The sequence below is a fragment of the Agromyces selenitireducens genome (genome assembly GCF_052748465.2).
On the sequence record NZ_CM188259.1, the window covers coordinates 2,915,385 to 2,930,699 of the forward strand.

Consider the following 15,315-nt stretch of genomic DNA (forward strand, 5'->3'; position numbering starts at 1 on the left):
ATACACAGCGACGGATGCCGCGGCACGCCCGGACGCGGCGCCCTGTCGCCGCACGCCCCGGTGCGGCAGGCTGGGGCCATGCACCGCGTCGCCGCCGACCCGCTCGACCAGCTCCGGAACCGCACGAGCGCCAAGTGGCGCCTCTACGACCCCGACGTCCTGCCGCTGCCGGTCGCCGAGATGGACTACCCGCTCGCCGAGCCCGTCGCCGAGGCGCTGCACGCGGCGATCCGACGGTCCGACACCGGCTACCACGCGGGCAGCCGTCCCGTGGCCGACGCGTTCGCGGACTTCGCCGCCGCGCGACTGGGCTGGGAGCCCGACCCGGCGCGCATCACGTGCACGGCCGACGTGAGCCTGGGCATCGTCGAGGTGCTGCGGCGGGTGACCGCGCCCGGTGACGGCGTCGTGATCTCACCGCCGGTCTATCCCCCGTTCTTCGACCTCGTCGCCGAGGCCGGCGGCACGGTCGTCGAGGTGCCGCTCGCCGGCGGCATCGACGAGGGCTGGTCGCTCGACGTCGACGGCGTCGAGGCGGCGTTCGCGGCGGGCGCTCGCGCGATGGTGCTGTGCAACCCGCACAACCCGGTGGGCCTCACGCCCACCCGCGAGCAGCTGGCGGCGCTGGCGGAGGTCGCGGCGCGCCACGGCGCGACCATCGTGTCCGACGAGGTGCACGGGCCGCTCTCGCAGCCCGAGTCGCGCTACGTGCCGTTCCTCACCGTCTCGGACGCGGCGCGCGAGCACGGCATCGCGGTGACCGCCGCCAGCAAGGCGTTCAACCTCGCGGGACTCAAGGCCGCCATGGTCGTGACGGCGAGCGAGCGGGCGGATGCCGTCCGGACGGCGTTCCCCTACGAGATCGAGTGGCGCATGAGCCAGTTCGGCTCGATCGCGAGCGTCGCGGCGTTCCGGCACGGCGCGTACTGGCTCGACGGGGTGATCGCGTCGATCGACGACAACCGTCGGCTCCTCGTCGACCTGCTCGACGACCTGCTCCCGGGCGTGCGGTACCGGATGCCGCAGGCGGGCTACCTCGCGTGGCTCGACCTGTCGGTGCTCGGCTGGGGCGACGACCCCGCCGCACGCGCCCTGAGCGACGCCCGTGTCGCGCTCGCCCCCGGGCCGGGCTTCGGGTCCGAAGCCGGACGCGGGCACGCGCGACTCAACCTCGCATGCTCGCCGGAGGTGCTCTCGGAGGCGATCGCGCGGATCGCGGACGCGCGCGACCCGGTGGTCGAGGAGCACCGGCCGAAGGCCTGAGCGTATCGAGACCTACCGGGTGTAGTTCGGCGCCTCGACGACGAACTGCACGTCGTGCGGGTGCGACTCCTTCAACCCGGCGGGGGTGATGCGCACGAAGCGGCCCTTCGACTTGAGCTCCGCGACGGTGCGCGCGCCCACGTAGAACATCGACTGGCGGAGCCCGCCGACGAGCTGGTACGCGACCGCCGAGACCGGGCCGCGGAACGGCACCTGGCCCTCGATGCCCTCGGGGATGAGCTTCTCGTCGCTCGGAACGTCGGCCTGGAAGTAGCGGTCCTTCGAGTACGAGGTCTTCTTGCCGCGGGTCTGCAGCGCGCCGAGCGAGCCCATGCCGCGGTAGGTCTTGAACTGCTTGCCGTTCTGGAACACCAGCTCGCCGGGGCTTTCGGCCGTGCCCGCGAGCAGCGACCCGAGCATGACGGTGTCGGCGCCGGCGACGAGCGCCTTGGCGATGTCGCCCGAGTACTGCAGGCCGCCGTCGGCGATGAGCGGGACGCCGGCGGGCTTCGTGGCCTTCGATGCCTCGTACACCGCGGTGACCTGCGGGACGCCGACGCCCGCGACCACGCGCGTCGTGCAGATGGAGCCCGGGCCCACGCCGACCTTCACGGCGTCGGCACCCGCGTCGACGAGCGCCTGCGCGCCCTCGCGGGTGGCGACGTTGCCGCCGATGACGTCGATGTGCGCGAATGTCGGGTCGGCCTTCAGGCGGCGGATGATGTCGAGCACGCCCGCCGACTCGCCGTTCGCGGTGTCGACCACGAGCACGTCGACTCCCGCGTCGCGCAGCGCCTCGGCACGCTCCCAGGCGTCGCCGAAGAAGCCCATCGCGGCGCCGACGCGGAGCCGGCCCTCGTCGTCCTTCGTCGCGTGCGGGTACTGCTCGGACTTGTCGAAGTCCTTGACGGTGATGAGCCCGGTCAACCGCCCCCGGTCGTCGACGAGCGGGAGCTTCTCGACCTTGTGCTGCGCGAAGATCGCGATCGCCTCGTCGGGATCCATGCCCACGCGGCCCGTCACGAGCGGCATCTTCGTCATGACGTCGGCGACCTTCGTGACCGGCTTCTCGAAGTCGGAGACGAAGCGCATATCGCGGTTCGTGATGATGCCCACGAGGACGCCGTCGGCGTCCACCACCGGCAGACCCGAGACCCGGTACGTCGCGCACAGCTGGTCGACCTCGGCCACGGTGGCATCCGGCGTCGTCGTCACCGGGTTCGACACCATGCCGGACTCGCTGCGCTTCACGCGGTCGACCATCTCGGCCTGCTCGGCGATCGAGAGGTTGCGGTGCAGGATGCCGATGCCGCCCTGCCGGGCCATGGCGATGGCCATGCGCGCCTCGGTGACGGTGTCCATCGCGGCGGACAGCAGCGGGGTGGCGACGGTGATGCGCTTGGTCAGGCGCGAACTCGTGTCGGCCTCGCTCGGGATCACGTCGGTGTGCCCCGGGAGCAGGAGGACGTCGTCGTAGGTGAGTCCCGTGAATCCGAACGGATCTGCCTGATCCATGTCGCCCCTTCGTGTGTGTCGAGTCCAGCGCACGCCGCCGACGTCCCGGCGGATGTGCGGGGGCGGGTGCGGCGGTGCGGTACATCGATATTAAGCGAGTTTGCGCGGTCGGCATTCCCCGGATAACAATCGAGGGCCGTTTGTGCTCCCGTGCGAAACACATGAGACATAATCGGCACGTACTGTCGACGACGTTGTCGTCAGGAAGCCGGATCCCGACCCCACCCGCGGTCGGGACCTTTGGAGGTGCAGTGGAATCCACGCGAACAGTCCCCACACGTTCTCGCGGGAGGTGGCTCCTTCTCCTCGGAATACTGATCTCCGCACTCACTCTGTCCGGCATCGCAGCGTCCCCTGCGTTGGCGGACGAAGGGGGTACGGACGATCCGGCAACCGAGGAGGAGTTCGAGTTCTTCTTCACCGGGAACGTGCAGTTCGAGGGTGAGGCGCTCGAGGGCGTCCTCATCACCGTCGAGGGCAACGGGTTCGAGGCCGAGACCGAGACCGACGCCGACGGGCGCTGGACCATCGGCGTGCCGGAGAAGGCCGAGTACGAGGTGACCCTCGATGAGGACACCCTCCCGGAGGGCGTGGTCGTCCTCGAGGGCCAGGCCTCCGTCACGTCCGAGTTCGGCCTGACCAGCCGCAAGGCGGTGAACTTCTTCCTCGGCGAAGGCCAGAGGGTCACGGTCAACTACTTCGACCAGGTCGTGCAACGCGTGGTGAGCGGCCTGAACTTCGGCCTCCTCCTCGCTCTCGCGGCGATCGGCCTCTCGCTCATCTTCGGCACTACCGGGCTGTCGAACTTCGCGCACGCGGAGCTCGTCACGTTCGGCGCGTTGATGGTGCTCACGTTCGGCGTCCAATTGGCGTGGCCGCTGTGGTTGGCGATCCTGGTGGCGCTCGTGCTCAGCGCGGCCTTCGGATGGACGCTCGACGCGGCGCTCTGGAAACCGCTTCGGAAACGCGGCGTGGGGCTCATCCAGCTCATGATCGTGAGCATCGGCCTCTCGCTCGCCCTGCGCTACACGTACCAGTTCTTCTACGGCGGTTCGACGAGCCAGCTGCCCGGAGCGACCCTGCCATCGGACATCCGCTTCGGCGCCGTCGCGCTGTCCTGGGTCGACCTCGTCAGCATGGGCGTCAGCGTCGTGGTGCTCCTCGGCGTCGCGTTCTTCCTGCTGCGGACCCGCATCGGCAAGGCGACTCGCGCGGTCTCCGACAATGCGCCCCTCGCCTCCGCGAGCGGGATCGACGTCGACCGCGTCATCCGGATCGTCTGGGTCCTCGGCGCGCTGCTCGCCGGCCTCTCCGGCATCCTCTGGGCGTACTTCCGTCCCGGCGTGAGCTGGGACATGGGCTTCCAGATCCTGCTGCTCGTGTTCGCCGCGGTGACCCTCGGCGGCCTGGGCACGGCGTTCGGCGCGCTCGTGGGTGCGCTGATCGTGGGCCTGTTCGTCGAGATCTCGACGCTGTGGCTGCCGAGTGACATGAAGTACGTGGGCGCCCTGGTCATCCTGATCGTGGTGCTGCTGTTCCGACCGCAGGGCATCCTCGGTCGTCAAGAGCGAATCGGATAGGAGGGCACGACATGATCGACTGGGGACAAATCTTCGGAAACGCGGCCGTCGAGCTGATCAGCCCGACCACCGCCGCCTACGCACTCGCCGCACTGGGCCTTGCGGTCCACTTCGGCTTCACGGGCCTGCTGAACTTCGGTCAGGCGGGCTTCATGCTGCTCGGCGCGTACGGGTACGCGATCCCGGCGCTGAGGCTCGGCTGGCCATGGTGGGCCTGCCTCCTGACGTCCCTGCTGGCGTCGGTGATCTTCGCGCTCATCCTCGGTATCCCGACGCTCCGGTTGCGGGCGGACTACCTCGCGATCGTGACGATCGCCGCAGCGGAAGTGCTGAGGCTGACCTTCACGACGAACGAGTTCGCCCCGGTCACCGGCTCGGCGAACGGCCTCTCGGAGTACCAGCGCGACCTGCTCACGCTGAACCCGTTGCCCGACGGACGCTACGGCTTCGGCCCGTGGGTGTTCAGCGACCGCGCCTGGTTCTTCCTCATCCTGGGATGGATCATCGTGATCCTCGCCGCGGTGCTGACGTGGCTCCTGATGCGCAGCCCCTGGGGCCGCGTCATCAAGGGAATCCGGGAGGACGAGGACGCCGTCCGCGCGCTCGGAAAGAACGTCTACTCCTACAAGATGCAGAGCCTCATCCTCGGTGGACTGTTCGGCACGATCGCGGGCATCATCTTCGTGATGCCACGCGCGGTCGTTCCGAGTTACTTCCAACCGACGCTGACGTTCTTCATCTACGCGATCCTGCTCCTCGGCGGGGCCGCGACCATCCTGGGACCAATCCTCGGTTCCATCGTCTTCTGGGTGCTGCTCTCGTTCTTCTCGGGCTTCATCGCCCGAGCGGTCGAGGCCGGGTGGCTGCCGTTCATGACGCAGGTCCAGGCCGGTCAGCTGCGGTTCATCCTCGTCGGCGTGGCGATCATGCTGATAGTGGTGTTCATGCCACAGGGCATCCTGGGAAACAAGAAGGAGCTTGCTTTTGTCAAGTGAAATCGACCCCAACGCCAAGCCCGTCAAGACGACCGGGCTCCACGTCGGCGAGCCCGCCCCGGGCGTCAAGAAGGTCGACCCGATCCTCGTCGCCGACCACGTCAAGCGCACCTTCGGCGGCCTCACGGCCGTCGACGTCGAGCACGTCGAGATCCCGCGGAACGCCATCACGGCGCTCATCGGCCCGAACGGTGCGGGCAAGACGACCTTCTTCAACCTGCTCACCGGATTCGACAAGCCCGACACGGGCGACTGGTCGTTCGAGGGCCGTTCGCTCGCGCACGTCCCGGCCTACCGGGTCGCGCGCATGGGCCTCATCCGCACGTTCCAGCTCACGAAGTCGCTGGCCCTGCTCTCCGTGCTGGAGAACATGAAGCTCGGTGCGAAGGACCAGGCCGGGGAGAACATCTTCCGCGGGCTGATCCCGTCGATCTGGCGGAAGCAGGAGCAGGAGATCGAGGAGAAGGCGCTCGAGATCCTCAAGCGCTTCAAGCTCGACGCGAAGAAGGACGACTACGCCGCGAGCCTCTCCGGCGGCCAGCGCAAGCTCCTCGAGATGGCCCGGGCGCTCATGAGCGACCCGACGCTGGTGATGCTCGACGAGCCGATGGCCGGCGTCAACCCGGCGCTCACGCAGTCGCTGCTCGACCATATCCTGGGCCTCAAGGCCCAGGGCATGACCGTGCTCTTCGTCGAGCACGACATGCACATGGTCCGTCACATCGCCGACTGGGTGATCGTGATGGCCGAGGGCCGCGTGGTCGCCGAGGGCGACCCGCATGAGGTCATGAGGGATCCCGCCGTGATCGACGCCTACCTCGGCGCCCACCACGACACCGACATCGGCACGACCGACACGGGCCACGTCGAGGTACTGAAGGAGCTCATCGATGACGAACAGTGAACCCACCGCGAGCCCGGTGCTCGAACCCGCCGGCAAGATGGTCGTCGAGGTGCGCGACGTCACGGCGGGCTACCTGCCGGGCGTCAACATCCTCAACAGCTGCTCGCTGACCGCGCGAGACGGCGAGCTCATCGGCATCATCGGCCCGAACGGCGCCGGCAAGTCGACGCTGCTGAAGGCGATCTTCGGCCTGGTGAAGGTCCGCGAGGGCGGCATCTTCCTGCAGGGCGAGGAGATCACGAACCTCAAGGCGAACAAGCTCGTCGCCAAGGGCGTCGGCTTCGTCCCGCAGACGAACAACGTGTTCCCGTCGCTCAGCATCCAGGAGAACCTCGAGATGGGCGTCTTCCAGAAGCCCAAGGACCTCAAGCACCGGCTCGAGTTCGTGACCGAGATCTTCCCGGACCTGGCGAAGCGACTCAACCAGCGTGCCGGATCGCTCTCGGGCGGTGAGCGCCAGATGGTGGCGATGTCGCGTGCGCTCATGATGGGTCCGCACGTGCTCCTGCTCGACGAGCCGAGCGCCGGCCTGTCGCCGGTGCGCCAGGACGAGGCGTTCCTGCGGGTCAGGGAGATCAACCGCGCGGGCGTGACCACGATCATGGTCGAGCAGAACGCACGCCGCTGCCTCCAGATCTGCGACCGCGGCTACGTGCTCGACCAGGGCCGCGACGCCTACACGGGCACCGGTCGCGAGCTGCTCAACGACCCGAAGGTGATCGGGCTCTACCTGGGCACGCTCGGCGCCGACGAGTAGACCCCGGTCGGTCCGAAGAGGGGCGGGCGGATGCTGCGGCATCCCCCGCCCCTCTCTCGTGCCCGCGGCCGGCGCGGACGTCGTCCCGCCAGACGCCGCCACGGTCCGCGTGAGCGCTCCGGCAGAAGGAGGACTCCCCCGGGTGGCCGTGGCGGCTCTGCGGGCCGTGGTGACCCCGTCCAGCGCCTCCTACTGCCTCCCGCCTCGGGCGACGACTGTCGGGAGTGCGGGAGGCGGTGTCTGGAGCCGACCGCTCAGTGCGCCTGAGCGTGGGCGAGTGCCCGGGCGCCGCTCGCGAGCCGCGACCAGCCGGCGGACCATGGGAAGTACCGCTTCAGGCGCCGAGGCTGCGGGGGTCCGGGCCGAGCGGGCCGGGTCGATGCGATTCCCGCCGCGCCGGATGCGGCATCGCCTCGCGCGAGCGTCGGACCACGCTCGCTCCGGGCACTCGCACCGCGCCCCGACGTGCACTCCCGTCGCGTGCGGTCACGCGCTCCTGACGCGCGCTCCGCGCACGCGCTCACCGCGCACGCGCACTCCACGCACACGCACCGGACACGCGCTCCGGGCACACGAAAGGGCCCCGGCCGAAGCCGGGGCCCTTCCTGTGCGAGTGGATCAGCCGTCGCCGATGCGCTCGTACGTGTTGTCGTCGAGGTACTGGAAGATACCGATGGTCGCCTCGGTCGGGTCGCCGTTCTCGTCGAACGTGACCGGGCCGGACGGGCCGTCGTAGTCGATCTGCTCACCCTCGGCGAGCAGCTCCGCAGCGGCGGAGAAGGAGTCGACCTTCTCGCCGTCGCCCGAACCGCCCGACACCTGCTGCAGGTACGCCGCGATGTCGGTGCCCTCGACGCTGTTGGCCGCGTAGGCCGCGAGCGCGATGAGGACCAGCGCGTCGTACGACTCAGCCGCGTAGCTGTAGTCGTTCAGCTCCGGGTCGATCTCGAGCAGGCGGTCGGTGAAGTCACCGAGCGTTCCCACGTCGAGGCCGGGCAGGGTGCCCTTCGAGCCGGCGACGAGGCCGGGCGCGAAGTCGGCGCTGTAGTCGGAGAGGTTGCCGTCGACGAAGTAGAGCTGGTCGCCGGGGTAACCGCTGCCGACGAGAGCCGGCGTGATGATCTTGGCCTGGTCGAACGTGATCAGCGCGATCGCGTCGGGGTTCGCCGCCGTGACCTCGGAGATCTGCGCGTCGAAGCTCGAGTCGCCCTCGTTGAAGAGCGCCTCTGCGACGACCTCGCCGCCCGCGGCCTCGAACGCCTCACGCGTGAACTGCGCGAGACCGGTGCCGTAGGCGTCGTTCAGGACGATCATGCCGAGCGTGGCGTTGCCGTCCTCCGCGATCAGGTTGCCGAGGACCTCGCCCTGCAGGACGTCGGACGGAGCCGTGCGCCAGTACAGGTTGTTGTCGTCGTAGTCGGTGAAGTCGGCCGACGTGTTGGCCGGCGAGAACTGCACGACACCCGCGGCGACGATCTGGTCGATGACGGTCTTGGACACGCCCGACGACGCGGCGCCGATGATCGCCGAGACATCCTGCGAGAGGAGGTCGGTGACCGAGACGGTCGCGGTGTCGGTGGTGGTGTCACCGGAGTCGCGGTAGATGACCTCGACCTGGAGGCCCGCGTCGGCGGAGTTGATGTCCTCCGCGGCGAGGGCGACACCCGCCTCCTCGGGCGGTCCGAGGAACGCGAGCGCGCCCGACTGCGGGAGGATCGTGCCGACCGTGAGGGTGAGGTCGCGCTCGCCTGCCTCGATGGGCTGGGCGTCGCCGGTCTCGGCCGGCTCCTCCGACTCCTCCGGCGAGGTGTCGGCACCCGTGCTGCACGCGGTCAGGAGGAGGGCGCTCACGCCAGCGATGGCGATGCCCGTCCAAGCTGCGCGAGCCGAGCGCGAGGCCTTTGCCTTCGCGAATACGCTCATGTTGCTCCTTGGGACTGAAGGATTGGGACACATTCCGGCGTCTGGCGACGCCGATGGTTTTGACAGTATTGCCCGACCAATGCGGAAACAAGGACATCGGATCACAACCCGGTAACACCCACCGGATCGTTATGCCCTCGACACCGAGCGGGCCCGTCGCGCACGAAACAGGCGTGGACCGGCCGGTTCGCGCACGCTTCCCGCATTCCCGCCGAGCCCCGATCCGGCCGCGTCGGACCCCCGGACGGGGGGTCTCCGAAACCGACTGGGATCAGCACTTTCCAAGGCTCGGCGACATCGGCGAGCACACCGGGAGAAACCGGGGCGACCGGTCAGACCGGCTCGATCGCGGCACGCCGACTGGCGCGCGCGCCGCGCAGCAGGTCGAACGTGAGCACGGCGAGCGCGACCCAGACCAGTCCGAAGCCGATCCAGCGCTCGAGCGGCATCGGCTCCCGCAGCACGACGACGCCCACGAGGAACTGGATGAACGGCGCGAAGTACTGGATGAATCCCATGTACGTCAGCGGGAGCCGGCGAGAGGCGGACGCGAACAGCAGGAGCGGGATGGCGGTGACCGCGCCCGCGGCGAGCAGCAGCACCGTGTGCCACACCCCGAGCGAGCCCATCGTGAGGCCGCCGCTCACACCGACGAGGATGAGCAGCACCGCGGCGAACGGCGCGAGCCAGGCCGTCTCGAGCGTCAGGCCCGAGACCGCGTCGACGCGATGGCCCACGCGCTTCTTGATCAGGCCGTAGAACCCGAAGCTGAACGCGAGGACCAGCGCGATCCACGGCAGTTGCCCGTAGCCGACGGCGAGCACGACGACCGCGACGATCGAGATGCCGACCGCCGTCCACTGCGTGGCGTTCAGCCGCTCGCGGAGGACGATCACGCCGAGGAACACCGTGACGATCGGGTTGATGAAGTACCCGAGCGCGGCCTCGACCACCTGCCCGTTGAGCGTGGCGAAGACGTAGGTGAGCCAGTTCACGAAGATCAGCACGCCGGCCGCGCCCATCGTGAGCACGACGCGCCGGTCGCGCAGCAGCGCACGGAAGGAGCGCCACGACCGCGTCACGGCGATGAGCAGCGCGCAGAAGACGAGCGACAGCAGGATGCGCCATGCCACGATCTCGACCGGGCCGGTCGGCGCGAGCGCGATGAAGTAGATGGGGAGGAACCCCCACAGCCCGTAGGCCGCGACCGCGTAGGCGAGTCCGCTGCGGCTGAGACCCGCGCGGGGCGGGTGGGCGTCGGCGACGGTCGGGGCGCTGGTCACCGGACCAGACTACGCTCGGCCCCCGACGCGGCATCCGTCGCGGGACTGCCGGACTTCGTCGAGATCCGGCCGGAACGACGACGCGGCCCGGATGCCGTGTGGCATCCGGGCCGCGGAGGACGTCGGGTCCGGCTAACGGACGACGACCGCGAGCACGTCGCGGGCAGAGAGGACGAGGAACTCGTCACCGCCGAACTTCACCTCGGTGCCGCCGTACTTCGAGTACAGGACGCGGTCGCCGACAGCCACGTCGAGCGGGACACGGTTGCCGTTGTCGTCGATGCGGCCCGGGCCGACCGCCACGACCTCGCCCTCCTGGGGCTTCTCCTTGGCGGTGTCGGGGATGACCAGACCGGACGCGGTGGTCTGCTCGGCCTCGACCTGCTTGATGACGATGCGATCCTCGAGCGGCTTGATGGAAACCGACACGGTTGACCTCTTTCTTGACGAAGACTGGGGTTAGCAGCCTCTGAGTGAGAGTGCTAACAGGAGTCTAGGGCGGTTCTGGCACTCGTGCAACGTGAGTGCCAGTGCGGATGCCGCGGTGCTAGCGTGGCCGCGTGGAACGCGCCGAGCTCGTCGAACTGCTCTCGCCCGAGGGGCTCGACCTGCTCGACTCCCTTCCTCCGTGGACCAGTCGATCGGACGTGGTGAAGACCGTCGGCGACCTCCGCCGACGCGGGCACTCTCCCGGCCTCGTGGCCGCCGTGCTCACGCAGTCCCGGCTGCGCGCGAGGGCGCGGGCGAAGTTCGGCGAGTTCGCCGACCGCATGCTCTTCACCGAGGCCGGGCTCGAGCAGGCCACCCGGCTCCGCGTCGCCGCGCTGCACGCGGGCCGGTACGCCCGCGCCGGCCTCCGCCACGTCGCGGACCTCGGCTGCGGCATCGGCGGCGACGCGATGGCGTTCGCGGCGATCGACCTCGAGGTCACCGCCGCGGAGGCCGACGAGGTGACGGCCGCCGTCGCGGCGTTCAACCTCACCCCGTTCCCCCGCGTGACCGTGCTGCACTCGCGCGCCGAGGAGGTGCCGCTCCGCGGGATCGACGCGGCCTGGCTCGATCCGGCACGCCGCACGACGTCGGGCGGCACGACGAAACGGCTCGCGGATGCCGCGGAGTACTCGCCGCCGCTGGACTTCGCGTTCGGCCTGGCCGAGCGCATGCCGGTGGGCGTGAAGCTCGGCCCCGGCACCGACCGCGACCTCGTCCCACCCGGGACGGAGGCGCAGTGGGTCTCGGTCGACGGCGACGTGGTCGAGCTCGGGGTGTGGACGGGCGCGCTCTCCCGACCCGGCGTCGGTCGAGCGGCACTCGTGATCCGCGGCGATGCCGCGCACGAACTCGTCGCGCCGTCCGACAGCGAGGACGCGCCGGTCGGGCCGCTCGGCGACTACCTCTACGAGCCCGACGGCGCGGTCATCCGAGCGCGGCTCATCGGCGACCTCGCGCGGGCGAACGGCGCCTGGATGCTCAGCGAGGGCATCGCCTACCTCACCGCGGATCGCGAGTTCGACACGCCGTTCGCGCGCGGGTTCCGCGTCATCGAGCGACTCCCGGCCGACGAGCGCCACCTGCGTCAGGCGTTGCACTCGCGCGGCGTGGGCACGCTGGAGATCAAGAAGCGCGGGGTCGACGTCGACCCGGCCGCACTCCGCACGCGCCTGAAGCTGAAGGGCGAGACGTCGGCGACGGTCGTGCTCACGCGCGAGGAGGGGCGGCACGTGGCACTCCTCGTGGAACGGCTCTGAGACCCGATCAACGCGGGAGCGCGCCGAACACGATGGCGTAGTAGCCGATCCACACCCCGGAGAACACGAGTCCGGTGACCCCCGTGCCGATGCCGATGAACGCGGGCACGCGCGCGTGCTCCTCGCGCCTGAGGCCGAGCACGCCGAACACGATCGCCGCGACCGACACGGGCAGCATCCATCCGACGAACAGCGACGCGATCGCGCCCAGTGAGCCGAGGACGGCGGCGAGGCGACTCCAGAACCGGCGCTGCTCCTCGGACTCGTCCTCGTACTCCGGCTCGGGCGCGGGGCGACCGAGCGCGAGGAGCTGGCCGGTGGGGAGGCCGTGGAGCTCGCCCGTGTCGTACGGCACGTCGAACTCGCGCGGCGGTGCGGGCGCCGAGGTGTCCACCGCCGGCACCCGCTCCTCCGCCTCCGGCGTCGGGTCGCCGCCGGGCGGCATCCGCTCGTCGCTCACACCGACCGCCCTCAGTAGGTGTAGGTCGTCTCGCTCACCGCGAACAGCACCGACCACGCGACGATCGACACGATCGCGATGGTGACCCCGATGAAGCCGAGGATGATACCGGTCAGCCACATGCCCTTCGCGGCCGGCTCCCTGCGACGGCCGATGAAGCCCAGCACGACCGCCGCGGCCGGCACGATCAGCTGCAGGACGCCGCCGATGAACGGGATGATCACGATGCCCGAGCCGATCACGCCGACGATGCCGGCGATCAGCGAGATGATGCTGAACACCGGTGCGGGCTTCGAGGGCGCGGCCTGGTAGGGCGCCGCGCCCGGCCCCGAACCGTACGGCGGCGATCCTGCGCCGTACGCCGCGGCTCCGTACCCGGGCGTCTCGGATGCGCCGGGCGCCTGAGCGCCGTACGCCTGAGGCATGCCGTCGTAGGGCGCACCCGCCGGTGCGGGCGGGACCGCTCCGGTGTCGAACGGGGACGCGGCGCCGTATGCAGGGGGCGCGGGCGGTGCCGGGGGCGCCGGGGGCGCCGGCGGCGCCGGCGGCTCGAGCGGCTCGGCGGGGCCGATCGGCTCGGACGGCTCGGACGGGAACGCCGGCGGCTCCGGCTCGGTGGGCACGGTCGGTTCGTCCGGAACGGGCGGCGCGACGGGCTCGTCGGGCTCCGCCGGCACGGAGGGCTCGACCGGCTCTGCCGGGACCGACGGCTCGGACGGCGTACGCGGCTCGGCCGGCTCGTCGGGCTGCTTGGGATCGCTCATGTCGAGCCCCTTCCGTGCTTCGGGTGGATCAGTACGTGGTGATGTTTCCGCTGCTGATCGCGGCACCGATGACGGCGAACCAGACGATCGCGACGATGATGCCGACCACGAGGCCGACATAGCCGATGATGAGGCCGGCGATCGCCAGGCCGCGGCCCTGCTCGCCCGTCTTCTTGATCTGGCTGAGTGCGATGTGGCCAGTGATGATCGCGACGAGCGAGATGAAGAATGCCGAGACGAGCGAGACGATGGCGAGGACGTTCGTCTTCTGCGACGCCGGCGCGCCGTACGACGGCGCACCGGCGTCGTACGAGGGCGCACTGCCGTAGGACGGCGCGGGCGGCGGAGGCGGCGGGACGTCGGAGCGGTTGGGGTCGTTGGGGTCGGTCATGCGAGGCTCCTCGTGTGGTTGCTGGACCCGGCCATGCTGGCAGCGCCGCCGGGTGATGTCAACGACCGGCGACGCGGGTCGGTGCCCCCTTGGCGGGGGTGTGCAGGGACACACTATCGCTCCGCGCGGACGCGCCGCATCGGGGAGGACTCCCCACACGGCCTCAGGCCTGGATGTCGGTCACCGGAAGCGTCGAGTCCGCGCCGAAATCCAGCGTCGAGGGTCCGTGCCCGGCCATGATGAGCCGGGCGCCCAGCGCGGCGATCATCGCGCCGTTGTCGGTGCAGAGCGACAGCGGCGGGATGCGGAGCGCGACGCCCGCGGCATCCGCTCGCTGCTCGGCCACCTCGCGGAGCCGCCGGTTGGCGACCACCCCGCCTCCGAGCAGCAGCCGGGGCACGCCGAGGTCCGTGCACGCGGCGACGGCCTTCGACACGAGCACGTCGACGACGGCCTCGCGGAAGCTCGCAGCCACGTCGGCGAGCGGCACCGGCTCGCCGGCCGCCTCGCGCTGCTCGACCCAGCGCGCGACCGCGGTCTTCAACCCCGAGAACGAGAAGTCGTACCGGTGCCGTTCGAGGTCCTTCGGCCGCGTCAGGCCTCGGGGGAAGCGGATGGCGTCGGGGTCGCCGCCGACGGCGGCGTGATCGATCTCGGGGCCGCCCGGGTAGGGCAGCCCGAGCAGGCGGGCCACCTTGTCGAACGCCTCCCCCGCCGCGTCGTCGATCGTCTCGCCGAGCAGTTCGACGTCGGAGTCGAGGTCGCGCACGAGCAGCAGCGAGGTGTGCCCGCCCGAGACGAGCAGTGCGATGCTCGGCGTCTCGAGCGGCCGGTCGCCGATGAGGTCCGCGCCGACGTGCCCGACCAGGTGGTTCACCGCGTAGACCGGCTTCTCGAGCGAGAGGGCGAGCGCCTTGGCCGCGCCGACGCCGACCATCAGCGCGCCCGCGAGTCCGGGCCCGTTGGTGACGGCGACCGCGTCGAGGTCGGCGAGGTCGACGGATGCATCGGCGAGCGCGGCACGGATCGTGGGGCCGAGCGCCTCGAGGTGCGCGCGGGCCGCGACCTCCGGGACGACGCCGCCGTAGCGCGCGTGCTCCTCCATCGACGAGGCGATGGCGTTGGCGAGCAGCTCGGTGCCACGGACGATGCCGACACCGGTCTCGTCGCACGAGGTCTCGATGCCGAGGACGAGCGGGGCGTCGCGATTCATCGTGCGTCTCCTTCGACGGTGTCGGCGGCGGTGTCGACGGATGCCGCGGGCCGGGCGACCGCGGGCGGCACCTCGAGCCGCATGACGATCGCGTCGACCCCGTCGGGCTGGTAGTAGCCGCGGCGCACGCCCGTCTCGGCGAACCCGAGGGACGCGTAGAGCCCGCGCGCCACCGGGTTGTCGGCGCGGACCTCGAGGAACAGCTCGCCGGCGCCGCGGCGCCGGGCCTCGTCCATGAGCGCGTGCATGAGCGCCCGACCGAGCCCGGCGCCGCGGTGGCGCGGGTCGACGGCGATGGTCTGTATGTCGCCCTGCCCTGACCCGCGCGGCGCGAGCAGCCCGGCGTACGCGACGAGGTCGTCGGGACGAGCGTCGTCGACGGCGACGAGGTAGTAGGTGTGCTCGCCGGCGAGCTCGGCGCGCATCGCCTCGGCCGGCCACGCGTCGGCGGCGAACGTCGAGCGCTCGAGGGCCATGATCGCGTCGAGGTCGTCCGGCCGGGCCCGTCGCAGCATCAGG

Annotated in this window: 15 protein-coding genes; 6 read left to right on the plus strand and 9 right to left on the minus strand. The window is 70.6% G+C overall.

The annotated features are described in order from the left end of the window. The first annotated feature begins 78 nt into the window (after positions 1 to 78). Positions 79 to 1,263, plus strand: coding sequence for a MalY/PatB family protein (locus tag ACULK4_RS13590; protein ID WP_445966117.1), 1,185 nt, complete (start codon positions 79 to 81; stop codon positions 1,261 to 1,263). Positions 1,264 to 1,275: 12 nt separating this feature from the next. Here the strand turns inward: ACULK4_RS13590 and guaB are convergent, their stop codons facing one another. Continuing rightward, positions 1,276 to 2,778, minus strand: coding sequence for an IMP dehydrogenase (gene guaB, locus ACULK4_RS13595; protein WP_445966118.1), 1,503 nt, complete (start codon positions 2,776 to 2,778; stop codon positions 1,276 to 1,278). 359 nt (positions 2,779 to 3,137) lie between these two features. On the opposite strand from guaB, the gene ACULK4_RS13600 reads away from it, so the two are divergent. The 4 genes from ACULK4_RS13600 to ACULK4_RS13615 are packed head-to-tail and all read left to right on the plus strand — an operon-like array spanning position 3,138 to position 7,014. Then, the gene (locus tag ACULK4_RS13600) at positions 3,138 to 4,358 is read left to right on the plus strand and encodes a branched-chain amino acid ABC transporter permease (protein ID WP_445966119.1); all 1,221 of its coding nucleotides are present in this window, start codon (positions 3,138 to 3,140) and stop codon (positions 4,356 to 4,358) included. A gap of 14 nt (positions 4,359 to 4,372) precedes the next feature. Then, on the plus strand, positions 4,373 to 5,353 hold the full coding sequence (locus ACULK4_RS13605; RefSeq protein WP_445966306.1) for a branched-chain amino acid ABC transporter permease: 981 nt from the start codon (positions 4,373 to 4,375) through the stop codon (positions 5,351 to 5,353). Further along, positions 5,343 to 6,257, plus strand: a complete 915-nt coding sequence (locus ACULK4_RS13610; RefSeq protein WP_445966120.1) for an ABC transporter ATP-binding protein — start codon at positions 5,343 to 5,345, stop codon at positions 6,255 to 6,257. The genes ACULK4_RS13605 and ACULK4_RS13610 overlap by 11 nt, the downstream gene beginning before the upstream one ends. Then, a complete protein-coding gene (locus ACULK4_RS13615) occupies positions 6,244 to 7,014 on the plus strand; it encodes an ABC transporter ATP-binding protein (RefSeq protein WP_445966121.1) in 771 nt (256 codons plus the stop codon). Before ACULK4_RS13610 ends, ACULK4_RS13615 begins: the two co-directional genes overlap by 14 nt. A gap of 618 nt (positions 7,015 to 7,632) precedes the next feature. Here ACULK4_RS13615 and ACULK4_RS13620 read toward each other — a convergent pair. The 3 genes from ACULK4_RS13620 to groES form a co-directional block, all read right to left on the minus strand. After that, positions 7,633 to 8,937, minus strand: coding sequence for an ABC transporter substrate-binding protein (locus ACULK4_RS13620; RefSeq protein WP_445966122.1), 1,305 nt, complete (start codon positions 8,935 to 8,937; stop codon positions 7,633 to 7,635). A gap of 332 nt (positions 8,938 to 9,269) precedes the next feature. Further along, entirely contained in the window at positions 9,270 to 10,220 is a 951-nt protein-coding gene (gene rarD, locus ACULK4_RS13625) for an EamA family transporter RarD (RefSeq protein ID WP_445966123.1), read from the minus strand. Between the two features lie 132 nt (positions 10,221 to 10,352). After that, the gene (groES, locus tag ACULK4_RS13630) at positions 10,353 to 10,649 is read right to left on the minus strand and encodes a co-chaperone GroES (protein ID WP_184215554.1); all 297 of its coding nucleotides are present in this window, start codon (positions 10,647 to 10,649) and stop codon (positions 10,353 to 10,355) included. Between the two features lie 131 nt (positions 10,650 to 10,780). On the opposite strand from groES, the gene ACULK4_RS13635 reads away from it, so the two are divergent. Then, entirely contained in the window at positions 10,781 to 11,968 is a 1,188-nt protein-coding gene (locus tag ACULK4_RS13635; protein ID WP_445966124.1) for a class I SAM-dependent methyltransferase, read from the plus strand. 7 nt (positions 11,969 to 11,975) lie between these two features. On the opposite strand, the gene ACULK4_RS13640 is transcribed toward ACULK4_RS13635, so the two are convergent. From ACULK4_RS13640 to rimI, 5 genes are all read right to left on the minus strand, one after another. Further along, positions 11,976 to 12,428 (minus strand): hypothetical protein, encoded by a 453-nt coding sequence (locus tag ACULK4_RS13640; RefSeq protein ID WP_445966125.1) that lies wholly within the window; start codon positions 12,426 to 12,428, stop codon positions 11,976 to 11,978. Positions 12,429 to 12,439: 11 nt separating this feature from the next. Further along, on the minus strand, positions 12,440 to 13,192 hold the full coding sequence (locus ACULK4_RS13645; RefSeq protein WP_445966126.1) for a DUF4190 domain-containing protein: 753 nt from the start codon (positions 13,190 to 13,192) through the stop codon (positions 12,440 to 12,442). 28 nt (positions 13,193 to 13,220) lie between these two features. Then, on the minus strand, positions 13,221 to 13,583 hold the full coding sequence (locus ACULK4_RS13650; protein ID WP_445966127.1) for a DUF4190 domain-containing protein: 363 nt from the start codon (positions 13,581 to 13,583) through the stop codon (positions 13,221 to 13,223). Positions 13,584 to 13,746: 163 nt separating this feature from the next. Next, on the minus strand, positions 13,747 to 14,796 hold the full coding sequence (gene tsaD, locus ACULK4_RS13655; protein ID WP_445966128.1) for a tRNA (adenosine(37)-N6)-threonylcarbamoyltransferase complex transferase subunit TsaD: 1,050 nt from the start codon (positions 14,794 to 14,796) through the stop codon (positions 13,747 to 13,749). Continuing rightward, positions 14,793 to 15,311 carry a ribosomal protein S18-alanine N-acetyltransferase gene (gene rimI / locus ACULK4_RS13660; RefSeq protein ID WP_445966129.1) on the minus strand — a complete coding sequence of 173 codons (519 nt, stop codon included), beginning with the start codon at positions 15,309 to 15,311 and terminating at the stop codon, positions 14,793 to 14,795. Before rimI ends, tsaD begins: the two co-directional genes overlap by 4 nt. Positions 15,312 to 15,315: the final 4 nt, after the last annotated feature.

Bases quoted from the DNA above. Each gene is read 5' to 3' on its own strand.
- ACULK4_RS13590 (WP_445966117.1), top strand. From the start codon at position 79: ATGCACCGCGTCGCCGCCGACCCGCTCGACCAGCTCCGGAACCGCACG.
- guaB (WP_445966118.1), bottom strand. From the start codon at position 2,778: ATGGATCAGGCAGATCCGTTCGGATTCACGGGACTCACCTACGACGAC.
- ACULK4_RS13615 (WP_445966121.1), top strand. From the start codon at position 6,244: ATGACGAACAGTGAACCCACCGCGAGCCCGGTGCTCGAACCCGCCGGC.
- ACULK4_RS13620 (WP_445966122.1), bottom strand. From the start codon at position 8,937: ATGAGCGTATTCGCGAAGGCAAAGGCCTCGCGCTCGGCTCGCGCAGCT.
- ACULK4_RS13645 (WP_445966126.1), bottom strand. From the start codon at position 13,192: ATGAGCGATCCCAAGCAGCCCGACGAGCCGGCCGAGCCGCGTACGCCG.
- ACULK4_RS13650 (WP_445966127.1), bottom strand. From the start codon at position 13,583: ATGACCGACCCCAACGACCCCAACCGCTCCGACGTCCCGCCGCCTCCG.
- tsaD (WP_445966128.1), bottom strand. From the start codon at position 14,796: ATGAATCGCGACGCCCCGCTCGTCCTCGGCATCGAGACCTCGTGCGAC.
- rimI (WP_445966129.1), bottom strand. From the start codon at position 15,311: ATGCTGCGACGGGCCCGGCCGGACGACCTCGACGCGATCATGGCCCTC.